Raw genomic sequence first — 16435 nt, 5'->3', positions numbered from 1 at the left:
CATCGGCACCCGGAAGAGAAAGCTGAACATCATGGAGAGTCTCATCAATGGATAATGCCGTGTCCAAGCGGTCCCGACGCGCCCATGCATCACGGGCGGTCGCGGGTGTTGTTGTGCTCCTGACCATGACGCTTTCAATAGCCTTCACCAGTACTGCCAGCGCTGACGAACTGGATAACCGGCTTGAAGCCATCGAGGCGGAAAAGCAGCAGGTCCAGCAGAACTACGAGTATCTGGGTGAGGACATTGCCGAGACCGTGGCCAAGCTGAACATTTACAACGGGCAGCTGCCGGCAGCACAGCAGCAGCTGGCTGATGCTGAGGGCCGGGTGAACACCGCCGCAGACAAGGTCGGCGCGCTCAATGACCGGGTGGCCCTGGCGCAGAACACGCACGAGACCATCATGGGCCAGATTGAAAAGGACCGTGAGGAGATTGCGGCCACCGAGAAGGCCATCGGCCAGATAGCCTCCCAGGCCTATAAGAACGGCGGCGTTCCCTCCACCCTGTCGCTGATGTTTGGCGCCAAGGGTGCGGACAGCCTGACGGATTCCCTGGGCATGGCCGAACAGGCGCTCAAGGGTCAGAATGCAGCGGTGGAGAAGCTCTCCCAGCAGAACGCGAACAACCTCAACTCCGAAGCGCGGCTGGCCGCCGTTGCGGAGGAAATCAACAAGCTGAAGGCCCAGGCCGAAGAAGCACTGAAGGCCGAACAGGCAGCCCGCGATGCCGCTGCCGCCGAGAAAGCCAAAGTGGACAGCCTCATCGCCGAGACCACTGCCATGAACAAGGAACTCGAAGCGCAGAAGCCGAAGCTGCAGGCGCAGATGGCCACCTTGGAAAAGGAAAGCGCGCAGGTCACTGCGGACATTGCCGAACGGCAGCGGATACTGCTCGAGGAGCACCGCAAGCGTGAGCAGGCGCGTATTGACGCTGCCAACCGGGCAGCAGCCGAAGAGGCCGCCCGAAACAACCGGCCGGCCCCTCCCGTCCAAACCGTGCCGCAGCCCTCCAGCCCGTCCTCCTTCGGACTGCGTTACCCGGTAGTCAGTGCACCCGTATCCTCCGGCTACGGGTGGCGTGCCACGCCTCCCGGATCCATCGACTTCTTTGGCAACGGCGGGTACCTGCACTCGGGCATCGACTTCGCCCCTGCCTGCAACACGCCGGTCTACGCTGCGGCCGCCGGCGAAGTCTGGCGGGCGGACCAGGGCGGCGGCGAGATGATCGGCACGGGAAACCGCATTGTCCTGAACCACGGTGTGGTGGGCGGCAACGTCCTGGCCACGAACTACTACCACCTCAACGGCTTCGCCGTCCGTGGGGGACAGTGGGTGAACCAGGGCCAGCTGATCGGTTACGTCGGCAGCACCGGTAACTCCACCGGCTGTCACCTGCACTTCGAGACGGTCCTGAACGGCAACCTGGTTGACCCGATGGGTCTGTTGTAGGCCTACAATAGAACTTTCGCTCAAAGACCAGCTGACGCTGAATCACTAAGGAGTTGCCCCGTGCCTAAGGAAAGTGGCCGGAAGGTAGTGGCCACCAATCGCAAGGCCCGGCACGATTACGAAATCCTGGACACCTATGAGGCCGGTATGGTCCTGATGGGAACCGAGGTGAAATCGCTGCGCGAGGGCAGGGCTTCACTGGTGGACGGCTTTGCCACGTTCTACAACAATGAACTCTGGCTTGAAGCCGCCTACATTCCCGAATACCTGAATGGCAGCTGGACCAACCACGCGGCCCGCCGCCGGCGGAAGCTGCTGCTGCACCGCGAACAGCTCGAAAAAATCATGCGGAAGACCAGCGAATCAGGCTTCACCATCGTCCCGCTCCAGCTCTACTTCGTTGACGGGCGGGCCAAAGTGGAGATTGCCGTGGCGCGCGGTAAGCGTGAGTATGACAAGCGCCAGACACTGCGGGAAAAGCAGGACAACCGTGAGGCACTTCGGGCCATGCGGGAGAAGAACCGCGGCGCATGAGCGGCACGTTCTGGGAAGCGCAGCCCGATGCCGCCGAAGAGGTAAGCGTCCGGAAGCCGGCTTGGACCTGGGTGGTGGCGGCCGTTGATCTGCTGATTGTCCTTGCCGTGCTGCCCGTAGTGATCCTTGTGGTAGTGCCGTTTTTCCTCGCTTTTTATCTCTACCTGGCAACGGTACTGGTCTGGCTGGCTCCGGTGCTGGTGGGAGCCAACATAGCGCTTTTTGCCTGGGCCTTCCGGCGCAAAGCACCTGGAATGACGGCGCTGAGCATCCTCTCCGTGCTGTTTGTCCTGGTCTCCTGGATTCTTCTTATCGCCTGGCAGGCGCCGGTAGTAATACTGGGCTTCACCCTCTAAACCCGGGCCTGCGGCGCATGGGCTACAATGGGTGTTCCGGCTCCGGCCGGATTGGCAACTCAATAAGGGGATGACCGGTTTCGACGATGTTTTGTTGAGACAGGGGAAGCGGGCCGAGGATACAGGGTTATCTCGTTAACGATCTCTGTAAACCAATAAGTGCCGAATCAAAGCGCACTGACTTCGCTCTTGCTGCCTAAGCAGTAAGGCATAGTCCGTCAGCCCGGGGATGCTCTCGCCCCGGTGCCTGGCGTCATTTAGAGGGCCACTGCTGAACACCTTCGCCGTTGGGGTGTTCGGGACTTTTAGACGGCTGGGTCCGGATCAGCCACTTGTTTGCGTGATGGCTGGGACCGAGAAAATCCGATGCAGACTGCGCCCGGAGAAGCCCTGACAAAGCGACATCGGACGGGGGTTCGATTCCCCCCATCTCCACTGTGTTCCGCACAAGACGGGACGTGTCCACGGACACGTCCCGTCTTGTGGTTTAAAGGCCGACGGTCATCGGACCGGGGCGGAGTTGTTTCTCACACCCACGCTTGTTTAGGCCGTAAGTCCGGGCTCCGCCGCCGGGACGTGCGGGACACGTTGCTAAACTTGCACTGAAGCACTACCCGCGCCGGCCCCCACCGGAGCGGGCGATATAACCGGTCGGAAGACCTCGTAGGAGACGCACCACTCTATGCAAAGCCCGGCAGTTGAATCCCAGCATGACGACCTCTGGAACCGACGGTACGACCCCAATGTTGCGGAAGTGAACCAGCTTTGCGACGCACTGGCCGAAATCAAGCCGGGCAGCCAGGTCCCCTATGTGGACCCCATGCATGACATCGGTGAATGCCGGATTGTCAGTCTTTTTTCCAACATCGGCGAAGCGCACGAGTCCGGGTTTATCACGGCGGGGGACAACGACGCCATGACGCGGCTTCTGGGTGTCCATTGGCAGGCCGGGCTCCGCCCCGAGTTTGTGATGCCGTGGAACACCTATCCCTGGCATGTGCCCGGCGAGCCCAATGGCAAGCTGACCAAGGAGCAGGTGCAGGAAGGGCTTCGGCCGCTGCTTCGCTTCCTTGCCCTGGTGCCGCGTGCTTCGGTGATCGTGGCACACGGTACTGAGGCGCAGCGTCTGGCCGCGGCCTTCCTGAAGACCGAAAACCGGATGATCTACCGCCGGAGCTTCAAGGTCTACAAGGCCCGCTCACTCTCGGGACGTTCCTTCGGTGCCACAGCGGAGCGCCAGCAGGAGGCCCTTGACGATATGAAGGCCGCCTACACTGACGCGATGGCACGAACCGGACTTAGCGCTACCCGCTAGCCGCGGCACGGCACCTCGCCGGGGGCCGGTCCGGCTCCATCGGCCGGCACGGCTCCATCGGGCGGGCCTGCCTTCAGGGAGCCGGCCCGGCTCCATCGGGCGGGCCTGCTTCCGCCGGCAGGGCCGAGGGATCTTCAGTCCGCGGGGCTTACGGCGGAGTCCACCACGCCAATAAACCGGGAGCCTACGCCGGGGTACTCGCTGCGCACCGCGCCGTCGGGCAGGGCGGGCAGTTCGCGGACGCTGTGGTCCTCGCACGCCAGGAAGGTGAACTCCGGCCACCACTTCTTCGGCCGCGCCGTTTCGGTGTAACCGCACACGGTGCAGGAAAGCTCGACCCATACCGGGCGTTTCCCGGTGCGGTTGGCCCGTGACTGGAGTAGCCACCCGGGAGGATCGGCCTGGAGCCGGGCCAGCTCGGCGTCCTCCATCCGTGGCGGGATACCGTGGCGGATGGCCATTTCAAGCGGAATATCAAGTATTTGTGCGGCTTGGCGTCGAGTAATCATCAGTTAAACGATACGGCGTACGGGCCTTCATCCGTTTCAGGGCAGGAATACCCTGGAACGGCAATAGCGGGACGGCGGCCATCCGGCCGGCGTCCCGCTATTGTGATCAGGCGTTGCGGGCCTGCCTAGGCAGGCGTTGCCTCAAAGAAAGCCTCGCGAAGGTTCGCTTCCTGCTCCTTGGAGAGGTTGGTGTAGATCAGCTTGGCACCCTGGTAGTCCTTGAACGCTTCGGCTACCCGGTCCTCGACCGCGTCGGTGGACAGGACGAACAGGGCCGAGGAGCCCGGAGTCACTTCCTGACGCACCTGCTTGATGAAGTCGTCGTTGATCCCGACGTCCACCATGGACGCGGAAAGCGCGCCCACTGCTGCACCAACCGCGGCCCCGATCAGCGGTACAAAGAAAATCAGGCCGAACAGCAGCCCCCAGAAGCCGCCGCCCAGGGCTCCGGCTCCCACCAGATGATGCTCCTGGATGGTCTTGGGCTTTTTCTTGTCTTCGGGCCAGGTGACGATTGCTTCATCCTGGACATTGATCAGCCCCTGGGACTGCAGGCTGGCGAGGGTTTCCGTGGCGCGTTCCGCAGCCCCGGCGTCAGAGAATTTCCAAACGGTCAGTGTTGCCATGGCAGTTACTCCAAACGGTTGAGTTCGACGAAGGTGTCCGTACAAGGGACCCGCCGGCAGCGCCAACGTTATCGGTGTGCATGGGCGGCGTACAAGGCAAACGGCTATGACCGGGCAGCTTGGCCGGGAAGTTGCCGAAGGCCTGTGCCGGCGGCGTCCGCAGACGTAGCATGCAGGGAAACCCTGAGGCCAGGGACTGGGAAAGGACGGCCTGCCATGGAACCCCGTACCCCGTGGTGGGCCAACGCAGTGGTCTACCAAATCTATCCCCGCAGTTTTGCGGATTCGACCGGCGACGGTATCGGCGACATCGGCGGGATCATTGAACACCTCGATCACCTGCAGGATCTGGGCATTGATGTCCTCTGGTTGTCCCCGATCCACCAGTCGCCGCAGTTCGACAACGGCTATGACATCAGCGACTATCGCCGGGTGGACGAGCTGTTCGGCACCAACGAGCAGTTGGACGAACTGTTGGAGGGCCTGCACGGGCGGGGGATCAAACTGATTATGGACCTGGTGGTAAACCATACCTCCAGTGAGTATCCCGCCTTTTTGGAGTCCAGGTCCTCCCGCAGCTCACCCCGGCGGGACAGCTATTGGTGGCGGGATCCCCGGCCGGGCTTCACCGCGGGGGAACCCGGCGCCGAGCCGAACAACTGGGGATCCATGTTCGGCGGATCGGCATGGACTTTCGATCAACGCACCAGGCAGTACTACCTGCATCTGTTTACTCCGCAGCAGCCGGACCTGAACTGGGAAGTCTCCAGGGTGCGGGAGCGTGTCTACGAGATGATGAACTGGTGGCTGGACAAAGGCGTAGACGGCTTCCGCATGGACGTCATCAACTTCATCTCGAAGGATCCCGCCTTGCCGGACGGAGTCTCTGAAGCAGGGGGTGTCTGGGGCGACGGAAGCCCGCACTACGTCAACGGTCCGCGGATCCACGAGTTCCTGCAGGAGATGCACCACCGGGTCTTCAGCGAACGCCAGGGCGAGTACCTAACGGTGGGTGAGACCCCCGGCGCAACGGTGGAGCAGGCGCGCCTGTATACGGACAGGAGGCGGCATGAGCTGGACATGGTCTTCCAATTTGAGCACGTCAGCCTGGACCAGGGGCCGGGCGGGAAGTTCGACTACAAGGGCCTGGAGCTCGCCGACCTGAAGACCAGCTGGAACCGCTGGCAGCGGGGACTGGCGGAAACCGGGTGGAACAGTCTCTACCTGAGCAACCACGACCAGCCCCGGATAGTTTCACGTTTCGGCGATGAGGAAGAGTACCGGTACGAATCCGCCACGCTGTGGGCGACCCTGCTGCATCTGCAGCGCGGCACGCCGTACGTCTATCAGGGTGAAGAGATCGGTATGCCGAGCGCCGGGTTCACCTCGATCGGCCAGTATCGGGACGTGGAGTCGCTAAACCACTACGCCGAGGCACTTCGGCTGGGGATGGATCAGGAAGCCGTGCTGGAGTCCCTGCGCCGGATGAGCCGGGACAACGCCCGCACCCCCATGCAGTGGACCTCCGGGCCCCACGCCGGATTCAGCACGGTTGAGCCGTGGATTCCGCTGGGAAAGGGATTTCCCGAAACCAGCGTGGAGGCTGACCGGGCCGCGGAAAAGTCCGTTTTTCGCTATTACCAGCGGCTTATCCGGCTGCGGCACGAGTCGGAGCTGGTATCCCTGGGGGACTTCCACATGCTCGACCCGGCACACCCGACGCTGTTTGCCTTCAAACGCACGCGCGGCGACCAGGCACTTCTCGTCCTGGGCAATGTCTCCGGGGCAGAGCTCGGTGTGCCCGCCAACCTGGAGTCAGGTGACCTGGTCCTGGGTAACTACATCACCCCGGGGGACCACCGTCTGCTGCGTCCGTGGGAAGCGAGGATCCTGGACGTGTCCATTTACCCCGGCGGATGAGGAGACGCTACAGCTCACCCGTAAGCGTCGACGAATAAAGCTCCAACAGCCCGGGCATGCCGCCTTCCTGCATCGCACGGCGCTGGCGCTGCGCGCCGGTGCCTTTCTCCCACAGCCCGGCCAGGCCGGCCTTCACCCACTGGGTATCCCCCTCCTGCTCCAGGGCCCCGGCTATGAACGCCATCAGCGCCTGCACGCGTTCCCGTGCGGGGACGAGCCGGGCGGAGAGCGGGTCCACCAGATCTCCGGTGAGACCGTCCCGCGCCGCCTGCCACATGGCGGCGTCGAGCAGCTCATCGTCCGGAGTTGAGTACGGCACGCCGGCGCGGGCCTCGGCCACTGCGGTACTGATCAGTCCGCGGATGATGCCGCCGAGCAGGACACTGTCGCGTGCCTGGAGCTGGGCATCCCCGGCGCGCACCTCCAGAGTGGGATAGCTGTCCGAGAGCCTGGCCATCCAGGTCAGTACGCCACGGTCAATGATGGCGCCGGAGTCCACGAGCCGCTGGATCCGGCGCTCGTAATCCGCCGCGTCACGGAAGACGGGAGCGCAGCCCTGTACCGGCCAGCGGCGGTAGTGCACCACCCGCCAGCTGCCGAAGCCGCTGTCCCGGTCCAGCCAGAACGGCGAGTTGGTGCTGAGGGCGATGATGGCGGGCAGCCACTCGCGGATCCGGTTCAGGGCCTGCACGCCGGTTTCACGGTCCGGGACGGACACATGGACGTGCAGTCCGTTGACGAACTGGTCTCCGACGATTCCCGGGGCACTGGCCTGCAGGTCACGGTAGCGGTCCTTGTCCGTCAGCTCCGGATAGTGCTCCTCGATGCGCGGCGCGCTGGCAGTACCGGCTGCGATGACGCCCGCCTTGCGGGCCCCGGCCTCCAGCTGGGTGCGGAAATTGAGCAGGTACTCTTCGGCCTCCGTGAGGGTGGCAGACACGGGTGTGGCGGTTTCCAGCTGACAGCTCAGCAGTTCCCGCTGTATTTCGCCCTCGGTGATCCGGGGCGAACGGTGAAGGAAGGCTTCGACCTCGGCAGCCTTATGCACCGGCAGCCCGGTGGATGGATCAAGGAGAAGGTATTCCTCTTCGATGCCCAATGTCGCCATGTGTGTTCTCCCGTGGGTTTTCGAGCCGGGCCCCAACCGGCACCGCAGTTTTTGTTCCTCCCCGAGAGTAGTTCCGCCGGGCTCCAGCAGAAAATCCGCATCTGCAGCGTGAAGCGGCACTGTCCGGCCTGCGCTCCTGGTGCAGGAGCCACGCGGCGGGGCGGGTTCCTCAGGGTTCGAGCACCAGGGAGCGGGTGAAGAGCTCGGCCAGGGCCGGCTCGCCGCCCTGCCGGACAGCCCTCCGCTGCCGTTCGGCACCGGTTCCAGACCCGGCGGCCGAGCCGGCGTGTCCGCCCAGGACGCGGTGGATTCCGGCGGCGACGAACTCGGTATCTCCTGCCTCCTCCAGGGCGGGGGCCACGAAATCCAGGAGTGCCGCCAGACGGCTGGCTGCCGGGACGCTGCCGCCGGGGTGGGAGACCAGATTCGCCCCTAGCCCGAAGCGCGCAGCCTGCCACAGCCCGGCGTCGAGCAGTTCCGGGTCCGGCGGGCGGGGCGCCGCCCCGGCTGCCGCCAGGGAGCTGACCAGTCCGCGGACCAGGGTTGCCAGCAGTACGGAGTCGCCGGCCTCCAGCTGCGCGTCGGCAATACGGACCTCCACGGTGGGGTAGCTCTCCGAGAGCCTCGCCGCCCAGCCCACGTGGCCCGCGTCGAGCACCACGTCGGTCTCCAGCAGGCCCTGCAGCCGCCGGTCATAATCGGCGGCGTCGGCAAAGATTGGAGGGCAGCCCTGCACGGACCAGCGCCGGTAATGGACCATCCTCCAGCTGGCGAAGCTGGTGTCCCGTCCCCGCCAAAAGGGGGAGTTGGCGGCAACGGCGCCCAGCAGGGCCAGCCATGGCCGCAGCCCATTGAGCACGCGGACACCGGCGTCCCGGGTCGGTATGCCTACGTGGATGTGGGTGCCGTTAACGTATTGTTCGTGGGCGATCCCGCCGGTCAGCCGGCCCATTTTCCGGTAACGGTCCGTAGCGGTCAGCGAGGCCGGTGTGTCCGGAATCTGCGGAGCCGCGCCGGTGGCAGCCACCCGTACGCCTGCGGCTGATGACGCCGATGCCAGTAGGGAACGGAACGCCAGGAGGGAATCCATTGCTTCCTCCCTGCTGGTGCACACAGGCGTGGAACTCTCCACCTGCGCATCCAGCAGCTCCACCGAGGAATGAAAGTTGGGGCGTACAGCGGCCCTGAGCGTGCGCATAACCTGCGGCGAACCGGTAGGGAACCCGGTCAGCGGATCAATAAGCAGGAACTCTTCTTCAATGCCGAAAGTGGAGACCATCTCAATATCTCCCTGCGCCAGGAAAACGCCGGACCCCGACAATTCTACGTAGCGCGGCGGATGGAAAGCACTACGTTCAGGCGCTGCGGCACGTCGGCCCGCGTCCGCCGGGCGGCCGCGGCGAATCCATCGGGGCATCCGCGAGGGAACTTCAGGCGCGCAGCGCCCGCCAGGTCAGGGTCAGGTACGGCAGGTCCAGCCGGTCACCGGGCCGGTGGCCAAGGTGCTCGTAGAGGTACCAGGTCAGGTTCGACTCCAGCCGCAGGCGGGCCTCCGGTCCGGCGGAAAGATAGAACGCACGGGATTTGGCCAGCTCGAACAGGTCTTCGGGGGTCATCGGCTGGTTCCAGGCCACAGTGGAGGAGTCGTCGAGGGCGAATTCCGGGCCGATGACGGGCCGGAAGCCCGGGCGGATGACATCACCGGCGTGGATGATGCGCGAATAGCGGTGCACCCAGGGCACACTGACGTCCAACTGGTTCCAGACGAGGCCGAGGACGCCGTGCGGGCGCAGGATGCGCGCAAACTCGCGGCTCGCGGCTTTGGGATCACACCAGTGCCAGGCCTGGGCCACGGTGACGGCGTCCACGCAGGAATCGGGCAGCCCGGTCTGCTCTGCCGTACCGATGCCCGCGGGTACCCCGGGCAGCGACCGGGAAAGCTGGGACAGCATGTCAGCTGAGGGGTCCACCGCATGGACGTTCAACCCGGCGGCGTGCAGCTCACGGGTGTACTTTCCGGTGCCGGCGCCAACATCCGCCACGTCCCGGACGATCGGAGAACCGGGACGGGAAACCAGCCAGTGAACGGCTTCGGCAGGGTAACCGGGGCGGATGCGGTCGTAGTGCTCGCCGCCCTCCCGGTAGCTGTCGGCCAGCTGCCGGCGCCTCAGCGCCTCGAGCCGTGGTCCGGTGGTACCCACTGTTACAGCAGGTCGTCCAGGTCGGGATTCAGGCGCTGGAGCACTTCGCTGTGCAGCAGCCCGTTGGTAGCCAGCGCGTTCCCGCCGAACGGTCCGTCCTCGCCGTCCAAGGACGTGAAACGCCCGCCGGCCTCGGTCACGATCGGCACCAGGGCTGCCATGTCATAAAGGTTCAGCTCGGGCTCGCAGGCAATGTCGACGGCGCCCTCGGCCACCATGCAGTAGGACCAGAAGTCGCCGTAGGCACGGGTGCGCCACACCGACTCGGTAAGGTCCAGGAATTCCTCCAGGTTTCCCCGGTCCTTCCAGCCGCCCAGGCTGGAGTAGGAGAGGGACGCATCGGACAGGTTGGATACGTTCGAGACGTGCAGCCGGGTGGCCGCAGCCAGGGAGCGGCCCATGTAGGCTCCGGTGCCGGTGGCCGCCCACCACCGCTTGCCCAGCGCCGGGGCGCTGACGAGCCCGACAACGGGAACGCCGTCGTCCACCAGGGCAATCAGGGTTGCCCAGACGGGCACGCCGCGGATGAAGTTCTTGGTGCCGTCGATCGGGTCGATGATCCAGCGTCGGGGGCCGGAGCCCGAGGAACCGAATTCCTCGCCCAGGACAGCATCCCGAGGGCGGGCGCGGGAGAGCTGGCCCCGGATGGCGTCTTCGGCGGCCTTGTCGGCGTCGGTGACCGGCGTGAAGTCGGGTTTGGTCTCGATCTTCAGGTCCAGGGCCCGGTACCGGGACATGGTCTGGTCATCCACGGAGTCGGCCATGACGTGGGCCAGGCGTAGGTCATCGTTGTAGTTCTGAACGAACGGCATACTGTTCAACTTATCCTTATTCGGCGGGCACTGCCCGGCATTACGCCCGCAACCGGGCAGTGTCCTGCGGACGGGACGGGCAGGAGCCCGTGCCGCTACTGTTCGCCAAGCTCCTTGGCGGAGGATTTGTTTTCGGTCCGGCTGCCGGTGACCAGCAACCGTCGCAGCGACGCCAGCCGGGCAGGTCCGGCCGGTCCGGCGTGGCCTTCCTCCACCCACGGGTCCAGCCCGCAGCCCACGGCGGCCGCATCATGCCGGCATCCCCGTTCGCAGCCGGCGGTACCGGGCTCCAGATCGGGGAAGGCCTGCAGGATGCGGTCCGGATCCACGTGGGCCAGGCCGAAGGACCGGATGCCGGGGGTGTCAATAATCCAGCTGCCCGCCGGGGAATCACTCAGGCGCAGTGCTAGGGCGGATGAGGAAGTGTGCCGGCCGCGTCCGGTCACGGCGTTGACGCCGCCGGTGGCACGGGCGGAACCGGTCAGGGCGTTGACGAGCGTTGACTTGCCGACGCCGGATGGGCCCACCAATACGCTGACGTTGCCCTTCAGCACTTCATGCAGGGCCTCGACGGCGGTGCCCTGCAACCGGGCAGACAGGCCGTCATCGGAACGGGCATCGATGCCGGAGGCGTCGGCGGCCGCGGTGCGGCTGATGATGACGTCCATATCCAGGTGCTCATAATTGGCCAGCAGCTCGGCAGGATCCCTGATGTCCGCCTTGGTGATGCACAGGACGGGGGAAATGCCGGCGTCGTAGGCCGCCACGAGCGCGCGGTCGATAAATCCGGTGCGAGGCTCCGGGTTGGCGGCTGCCACCACAATGACCAGCTGGTCCGCGTTGGCCACGACCACCCGTTCCACCGGATCGGTATCGTCGGCGCTGCGCCGCAGCACGGTGTCGCGTTCCTCTACCCGCACCAGCCGGGCCAGGGTGTCCGGGGCGCCGGACACGTCGCCCACCAGCGCCACCCGGTCTCCGGCCACCACCGGGGTGCGGCGCAGTTCCCGTGCCCTGGCGGCGATTACCGTGCGTTCCTGCGGAGTGTCCTCATCGACAACCGCCGTGTACCGTCCCCGGTCCACGGTGATGATGCGGCCGATCACGGCGTCCTCATGCGCCGGCCGGTCCTTGGTCCGTGGGCGGGAGCCCTTTTTGTTCGGCCGGACCCGGACATCGGATTCGTCCCAGCCGGAGGTGCTGCGCGCCATGTCAGGACACCGCCGAATCGGTCAGCTGCTGCCACAGCTCGGGGAACTCCGGCAGGGTTTTTGCCGTGGTGCCGATGTCCCGGACGACGACGTCGGGTACCGCCAGGCCGATCAGCGCACCTGCCGTGGCCATCCGGTGGTCGGCATAGGTTTCCCATGTCCCGCCGTGCAGGGCCGCCGGCCGGATCAGCAGCCCGTCAGCGGTTTCCTCGGCGTCTCCGCCGAGCCGGTTGATTTCAGTGACCAGCGCAGCGAGCCGGTCAGTTTCATGCCCGCGCAGGTGCGCGATTCCGGTGAGGACCGACGGCGAATCGGCCAGGGCAAGGAGCGCGGCGACGGTGGGCGCGAGTTCGCTGGTGTCCGCGAGCTCCGCGCCGTGGATGGTGCCGGTGCCGGTGACCGTCAGGGTCCCGTCCGAGAGCGAAACACTGGCGCCCAGGGCCGGAAGGATGCTGCGCCACTTATCGCCCACCTGGTCGGTCTTCTCCGGCCAGCCGGTCACCCGGACGGTGCCGCCGGTCACCAGGGCGGCGCCCAGGAACGGCCCGGCATTGGAAAGATCAGGTTCAATGGTGACGTCGAAGGCCGCCACGGGGCCGGGGGCAACCCGCCACTGGAAGGGTACGGAATCATCCACCTCGACACCGACGCTGCGCAGTACCGAGACAGTCATGGCGATGTGGTCCGGGCTGGGCAGGACACTGCCGGTGTGGATCAGGTGCAATCCCTGTTCAAAGCGGGGCGCTGCCAGCAGCAGGGCGGAGACGAACTGCGAGGATGCGCCGGCATCGATCTCCAGCTTCCCGCCGGCCACCTGTCCCGAACCGGACACGGTGAAGGGCAGGGAGCCCGTGCCGCCGTCGTCAATGCCCACCCCCAGGGTGCGCAGTGCGTCGATGATGGCTGACATGGGCCGGGTGCGGGCGTGCGGGTCACCGTCGAAGGAGGTGCTGCCCCGGAGCAGGGCGGCCAGCGGCGGAACGAAACGCATCACGGTTCCGGCCAGCCCGCAGTCCACGTGCCGCGGATCGGCGGAGGCGGCTGCCTGCGGCGGATCAATCAGCAGGTCCGGACCGAAAGCTCCGGTTCCTTCAGCCTCGGTGACCGTGGCGCCCAGTGCCCGCAGGGCGGAGACCATCAGTTCCGAATCCCGTGAATGAAGCGGAGCCCGCAGCCTGGACCGGCCCTCCGTCAGGGCAGCGAGAACCAGGTAACGGTTGGTCAGGGACTTGGAGCCGGGAACGGACAGGACCGCGTCGACGGGGGAGGGGGCGAGGGGCGCCGGCCACAGTGCCGGCGCCCCGGCGTTTGGAGCATTCATTACTGCTAGGAACCCACGATGTCCGAAGCGGCGTTGGAAACCGCGGCGAGCTGCTTGCGGGTGCTCTTCTTCACCGACTTGGAGACCGCCCGGGTCTTCCGGCCGGTGTCCGTTGCCAGGTGGTTGGCCCGCCAGGCCAGGCCGGGACGTCCATTCGTATCCACGGCGGACAGCAGGACGCCGCCGATCAGGGAGAGGTTCTTGAGCAGCTGGTAGCGCCGGTCCTTGCGCTCCTGCGCGGTGGACGCATCGGCGTTGCGGTACTCCACCACAGCGTTCAGGGCGGCCGTACCTGCCAGCAGCAGCGACGCGAGGCGGCTCATCTTGCCCATGCCGAGGAGGGATGCTGCTCCCACCTGGGTGTAGCCGAGGACGCGGGCAACCATAGTGGGATTGGCGGCCAGCGAAGCTGCGGAAGGCACCGTGCTTCCGATCCGCTTCAGGGTCGGCGCCAGCTGCTCCGCCGTCTGGTCAACGTTCCTCAGGCGCTCCACGCCCACGGCAACGAAGCCGGTGGCGAGAAGCGGGCGGGCAAACAAACGGACTATCGACATAAAGGCCTCCTGGTGAATCCACAAATTACGCGAAAGAACAACATTTGGTGCTGCCTCCACCTTAGTCTGGCATTCCGCCGTGCAGGGCACAGCCGGTGGTCCTTTGTTCCCGGGCGGCGGGCTGCGGGAATACCGGGCCCCGCCAGACCGTTGGCACATATATCGCAAGGCAATCAACCTTCAGGAGACGCATAGTGCCAGCCGCCACGCTGAGACAGGCGCGGACCGACCGAGAGCCGAAGCTACGCCTACGGGTGCCCGCCCGCACCGTAGACTGGGAGGTGATGAGAACTGACGCGCCGGAAGGCAGCCCCCACGTGGAAAACTTCGAGCTCGACGTTGCCACCGAAACGGACGAGGCACGCAAGCTGCGTTTTGAGCAGGACGCCATGCAGTATGTGGACCAGCTTTATTCGGCGGCCATGCGCATGGCAAGGAACCCCTCGGACGCGGAGGACCTGGTACAGGAGGCCTACACCAAGGCTTTCTCCGCTTTTCACCAGTACCGCCCGGGTACCAACCTGAAGGCATGGCTGTACCGGATCCTGACCAACACCTACATCAATCTTTACCGGAAGCGCCAGCGGGAGCCCCTGCAGGCCAATTCTGACGGTGTTGAGGACTGGCAGCTGGCACGGGCAGCAGAACACAGCTCCACCGGGCTACGCTCGGCTGAGGCTGTTGCCCTGGACCACCTGCCGGACTCAGACGTCAAAGACGCCCTGCAGTCCATCCCGGAGGAATTCCGGCTGGCCGTGTACTTCTCCGATGTGGAGGGGTTTGCGTACAAGGAAATTTCAGAAATCATGAACACGCCGATCGGCACCGTGATGTCACGGCTGCACCGCGGGCGCAAGCTGCTCCGCGAGCTCCTGGCGGAATACGCCCATGAGCGCGGAATCAAAGGTAAGGTGCCCGCAGCCGAAGCCGTTGGCGCATCAACCAAGAAACAGGGGAATGAGCTATGAGCGATTGCCAGAGCCTGGGCGATTGCGAAGACGCCCGCATTGAACGGCTGTACGAATACCTGGACGGTGCCCTGTCCCACGAGGATCTCGTGGAGATCAAGGAGCATCTGGAAGGCTGCCCGGAGTGCGCACAGGAACACGACCTGGAATGCGTTATCCGGTCGGTGGTCAAGCGTTCGTGCACGGAAGCGGCCCCCGCAACACTGAAGGCCAGCATCCTTAACCGCATCAGCCAGATCCAGACCGCGGACCACTAGCCGGCCGCAGTCCAACAGAAAAGAACCCCCGGCACCGTTAGGTTCCGGGGGTTCTTTTTGCCTGGCCGTTAGGCCACGCGGCTACCAAAGCACTGCTTAGGTGTTGGGACGCTTACCGTGGTTAGCGCCGCCGCGCTTACGGTCACGACGCTTGCGTGCACGCTTGCTCATAGCTGCCTCCTTTGATTCCGAAAAGTTCTGCCCTCCAGTGTCCCACATGCCTCATGCGCACGCCTAACGCGTTTCGGGCGGCCGCAGGCACGGTCCCCTAGGATGGAGGGCACGCCAGATAACCGAGCCAGAAGTGAGGGAGTTCACGATGCGAGCAGTGTACGCGCAGACGCAGTCCGCGGAAGATCCGATCAGCGGGTTGAAAGTCGGGGAATTCGACGCCCCGCAGCCGCCGGAGGGGTTCCGCCGGGTCCGGGTTAAGGCATCGGCACTGAACCATCATGACCTGTGGTCCCTGCAGGGGGTGGGGCTCGCTGCTGACGCCCTGCCGATGGTGCTGGGCTGCGACGCAGCCGGGATCGACGACGACGGCAACGAGGTGATTGTCCACGGCGTCATTTCCTCCCCGGGCTGGGAAGGCGACGAGACCCTGGACCCGAAGCGCAGCCTGCTCTCCGAACGCCTGCCCGGAGCCATGGCCGATGAGGTGTGGGTTCCCGCCCGCAACCTGGTGCCGAAGCCTGCGGAGCTGAGCTTTGAGGAGGCAGCCTGCCTGCCGACGGCCTGGCTGACGGCCTACCGGATGCTGTTCACGGTCAATCCCGCCGCACCGGGCTCCACCATCCTGGTCCAGGGCGCCGGCGGGGGAGTGGCCACAGCACTCATCAGCCTTGCCTCGGCGGCCGGCTACCGGGTGTGGGCCACCAGCCGGAGCGCCGAGAAGCGGGAGCACGCGCTGAAGCTGGGCGCCGAGCAGGCCTTCGAGGCCGGGGCACGGCTGCCGGAGCGGGTGGACACGGTGTTTGATTCGGTGGGTGAGGCCACCTGGGCGCACTCGCTGAAATCCCTGAAGCCCGGCGGTGCGGTAGTGACCTGCGGCGCCACCAGCGGCCCCAACCCGCCGGCGGACCTGAACCGGGTTTTCTTCCTGCAGCTGCGGGTCCTTGGCTCCACCATGGGCACGCGTGCCGAGCTGGTGCGGCTGGTGAACTTCCTGGTGGCAACCGGAGTGCGGCCGGAGATTGACTCGGTCCTGCCGTTGGAGGAAGCGGAGAAGGGGTTCCGGAAAATGCACGACGGCGACGTCATGGGGAAGATTGTCTTCCGCCACTGACGCCGCC

The 16435-nt window shown here is 65.4% G+C and carries 18 protein-coding genes and 1 other RNA gene; 9 read left to right on the top strand and 10 right to left on the bottom strand.

The features are described 5' to 3' along the window. Window positions 1-47: 47 nt before the first annotated feature. The 5 genes from MUK71_RS11475 (at window position 48) to MUK71_RS11455 (ending at window position 3656) form a co-directional block, all read left to right on the top strand. Window positions 48-1451, top strand: coding sequence for a M23 family metallopeptidase (locus MUK71_RS11475; protein ID WP_227929460.1), 1404 nt, complete (start codon window positions 48-50; stop codon window positions 1449-1451). A gap of 60 nt (window positions 1452-1511) precedes the next feature. Further along, window positions 1512-1985 (top strand): SsrA-binding protein SmpB, encoded by a 474-nt coding sequence (smpB, locus tag MUK71_RS11470; protein WP_227903444.1) that lies wholly within the window; start codon window positions 1512-1514, stop codon window positions 1983-1985. Beyond that, complete coding sequence (locus tag MUK71_RS11465; RefSeq protein ID WP_227903443.1) at window positions 1982-2341, top strand: hypothetical protein; 360 nt, start codon at window positions 1982-1984, stop codon at window positions 2339-2341. The genes smpB and MUK71_RS11465 overlap by 4 nt, the downstream gene beginning before the upstream one ends. Before the next feature lie 66 nt (window positions 2342-2407). Beyond that, window positions 2408-2779: a transfer-messenger RNA gene (ssrA, locus tag MUK71_RS11460) on the top strand. A 244-nt stretch (window positions 2780-3023) separates the two neighbouring features. Then, window positions 3024-3656: a uracil-DNA glycosylase family protein gene (locus MUK71_RS11455; protein ID WP_227903442.1), complete on the top strand. Its 633-nt coding sequence runs from the start codon at window positions 3024-3026 to the stop codon at window positions 3654-3656. A gap of 134 nt (window positions 3657-3790) precedes the next feature. On the opposite strand, the gene MUK71_RS11450 is transcribed toward MUK71_RS11455, so the two are convergent. Then, complete coding sequence (locus MUK71_RS11450; RefSeq protein WP_227929461.1) at window positions 3791-4165, bottom strand: hypothetical protein; 375 nt, start codon at window positions 4163-4165, stop codon at window positions 3791-3793. 125 nt (window positions 4166-4290) lie between these two features. Beyond that, window positions 4291-4791, bottom strand: coding sequence for a DUF1269 domain-containing protein (locus tag MUK71_RS11445; RefSeq protein WP_227903439.1), 501 nt, complete (start codon window positions 4789-4791; stop codon window positions 4291-4293). Window positions 4792-5007: 216 nt separating this feature from the next. Here MUK71_RS11445 and MUK71_RS11440 point away from each other — a divergent pair, with 216 nt between their 5' ends. After that, the gene (locus MUK71_RS11440) at window positions 5008-6711 is read left to right on the top strand and encodes an alpha-glucosidase (protein WP_227929462.1); all 1704 of its coding nucleotides are present in this window, start codon (window positions 5008-5010) and stop codon (window positions 6709-6711) included. A gap of 7 nt (window positions 6712-6718) precedes the next feature. Here the strand turns inward: MUK71_RS11440 and MUK71_RS11435 are convergent, their stop codons facing one another. From MUK71_RS11435 to MUK71_RS11405, 7 genes are all read right to left on the bottom strand, one after another. Beyond that, window positions 6719-7819: a carboxylate-amine ligase gene (locus tag MUK71_RS11435; protein WP_227929463.1), complete on the bottom strand. Its 1101-nt coding sequence runs from the start codon at window positions 7817-7819 to the stop codon at window positions 6719-6721. 169 nt (window positions 7820-7988) lie between these two features. After that, complete coding sequence (locus tag MUK71_RS11430) at window positions 7989-9098, bottom strand: carboxylate-amine ligase (RefSeq protein WP_227903432.1); 1110 nt, start codon at window positions 9096-9098, stop codon at window positions 7989-7991. A 151-nt stretch (window positions 9099-9249) separates the two neighbouring features. After that, window positions 9250-10020 (bottom strand): class I SAM-dependent methyltransferase, encoded by a 771-nt coding sequence (locus tag MUK71_RS11425; RefSeq protein ID WP_227929464.1) that lies wholly within the window; start codon window positions 10018-10020, stop codon window positions 9250-9252. Between the two features lie 2 nt (window positions 10021-10022). Continuing rightward, window positions 10023-10832 carry a histidinol-phosphatase gene (gene hisN, locus MUK71_RS11420; protein WP_227903430.1) on the bottom strand — a complete coding sequence of 270 codons (810 nt, stop codon included), beginning with the start codon at window positions 10830-10832 and terminating at the stop codon, window positions 10023-10025. Window positions 10833-10927: 95 nt separating this feature from the next. Beyond that, the gene (gene rsgA / locus MUK71_RS11415) at window positions 10928-12043 is read right to left on the bottom strand and encodes a ribosome small subunit-dependent GTPase A (protein ID WP_227929465.1); all 1116 of its coding nucleotides are present in this window, start codon (window positions 12041-12043) and stop codon (window positions 10928-10930) included. A gap of 1 nt (window position 12044) precedes the next feature. Further along, window positions 12045-13364, bottom strand: a complete 1320-nt coding sequence (gene aroA / locus MUK71_RS11410; protein ID WP_227929466.1) for a 3-phosphoshikimate 1-carboxyvinyltransferase — start codon at window positions 13362-13364, stop codon at window positions 12045-12047. A gap of 5 nt (window positions 13365-13369) precedes the next feature. After that, window positions 13370-13918 (bottom strand): DoxX family protein, encoded by a 549-nt coding sequence (locus tag MUK71_RS11405; RefSeq protein WP_227929467.1) that lies wholly within the window; start codon window positions 13916-13918, stop codon window positions 13370-13372. A 284-nt stretch (window positions 13919-14202) separates the two neighbouring features. Here MUK71_RS11405 and MUK71_RS11400 point away from each other — a divergent pair, with 284 nt between their 5' ends. Both MUK71_RS11400 and rsrA read left to right on the top strand, forming a co-directional pair. Continuing rightward, entirely contained in the window at window positions 14203-14886 is a 684-nt protein-coding gene (locus tag MUK71_RS11400) for a sigma-70 family RNA polymerase sigma factor (protein ID WP_227903418.1), read from the top strand. Next, window positions 14883-15143, top strand: a complete 261-nt coding sequence (rsrA, locus tag MUK71_RS11395; protein ID WP_227903416.1) for a mycothiol system anti-sigma-R factor — start codon at window positions 14883-14885, stop codon at window positions 15141-15143. Before MUK71_RS11400 ends, rsrA begins: the two co-directional genes overlap by 4 nt. A gap of 96 nt (window positions 15144-15239) precedes the next feature. On the opposite strand, the gene MUK71_RS16335 is transcribed toward rsrA, so the two are convergent. Then, window positions 15240-15314, bottom strand: a complete 75-nt coding sequence (locus MUK71_RS16335; protein WP_369299106.1) for a 50S ribosomal protein bL37 — start codon at window positions 15312-15314, stop codon at window positions 15240-15242. 148 nt (window positions 15315-15462) lie between these two features. Here MUK71_RS16335 and MUK71_RS11390 point away from each other — a divergent pair, with 148 nt between their 5' ends. Further along, window positions 15463-16428 (top strand): zinc-binding dehydrogenase, encoded by a 966-nt coding sequence (locus tag MUK71_RS11390; RefSeq protein WP_227903415.1) that lies wholly within the window; start codon window positions 15463-15465, stop codon window positions 16426-16428. The last annotated feature ends 7 nt before the right edge of the window (window positions 16429-16435 follow it).

Origin of the sequence: Arthrobacter zhangbolii (assembly GCF_022869865.1) — a bacterium.
GTDB classification, from domain to species: domain Bacteria; phylum Actinomycetota; class Actinomycetes; order Actinomycetales; family Micrococcaceae; genus Arthrobacter_B; species Arthrobacter_B zhangbolii.
Note: the sequence above shows the minus strand (reverse complement) of the source record. Positions and strands in the feature narration are given on the sequence as shown.

Coding starts and splice junctions, on each gene's coding strand:
- rsrA (WP_227903416.1), top strand. CDS start 14,883: ATGAGCGATTGCCAGAGCCTGGGCGATTGCGAAGACGCCCGCATTGAA.
- MUK71_RS11450 (WP_227929461.1), bottom strand. CDS start 4,165: ATGATTACTCGACGCCAAGCCGCACAAATACTTGATATTCCGCTTGAA.
- aroA (WP_227929466.1), bottom strand. CDS start 13,364: ATGAATGCTCCAAACGCCGGGGCGCCGGCACTGTGGCCGGCGCCCCTC.
- MUK71_RS11440 (WP_227929462.1), top strand. CDS start 5,008: ATGGAACCCCGTACCCCGTGGTGGGCCAACGCAGTGGTCTACCAAATC.
- MUK71_RS11455 (WP_227903442.1), top strand. CDS start 3,024: ATGCAAAGCCCGGCAGTTGAATCCCAGCATGACGACCTCTGGAACCGA.
- MUK71_RS11445 (WP_227903439.1), bottom strand. CDS start 4,791: ATGGCAACACTGACCGTTTGGAAATTCTCTGACGCCGGGGCTGCGGAA.
- MUK71_RS11435 (WP_227929463.1), bottom strand. CDS start 7,819: ATGGCGACATTGGGCATCGAAGAGGAATACCTTCTCCTTGATCCATCC.
- MUK71_RS11465 (WP_227903443.1), top strand. CDS start 1,982: ATGAGCGGCACGTTCTGGGAAGCGCAGCCCGATGCCGCCGAAGAGGTA.
- MUK71_RS11390 (WP_227903415.1), top strand. CDS start 15,463: ATGCGAGCAGTGTACGCGCAGACGCAGTCCGCGGAAGATCCGATCAGC.
- MUK71_RS11400 (WP_227903418.1), top strand. CDS start 14,203: ATGAGAACTGACGCGCCGGAAGGCAGCCCCCACGTGGAAAACTTCGAG.
- hisN (WP_227903430.1), bottom strand. CDS start 10,832: ATGCCGTTCGTTCAGAACTACAACGATGACCTACGCCTGGCCCACGTC.
- rsgA (WP_227929465.1), bottom strand. CDS start 12,043: ATGGCGCGCAGCACCTCCGGCTGGGACGAATCCGATGTCCGGGTCCGG.
- MUK71_RS11430 (WP_227903432.1), bottom strand. CDS start 9,098: ATGGTCTCCACTTTCGGCATTGAAGAAGAGTTCCTGCTTATTGATCCG.
- MUK71_RS11405 (WP_227929467.1), bottom strand. CDS start 13,918: ATGTCGATAGTCCGTTTGTTTGCCCGCCCGCTTCTCGCCACCGGCTTC.
- MUK71_RS11475 (WP_227929460.1), top strand. CDS start 48: ATGGATAATGCCGTGTCCAAGCGGTCCCGACGCGCCCATGCATCACGG.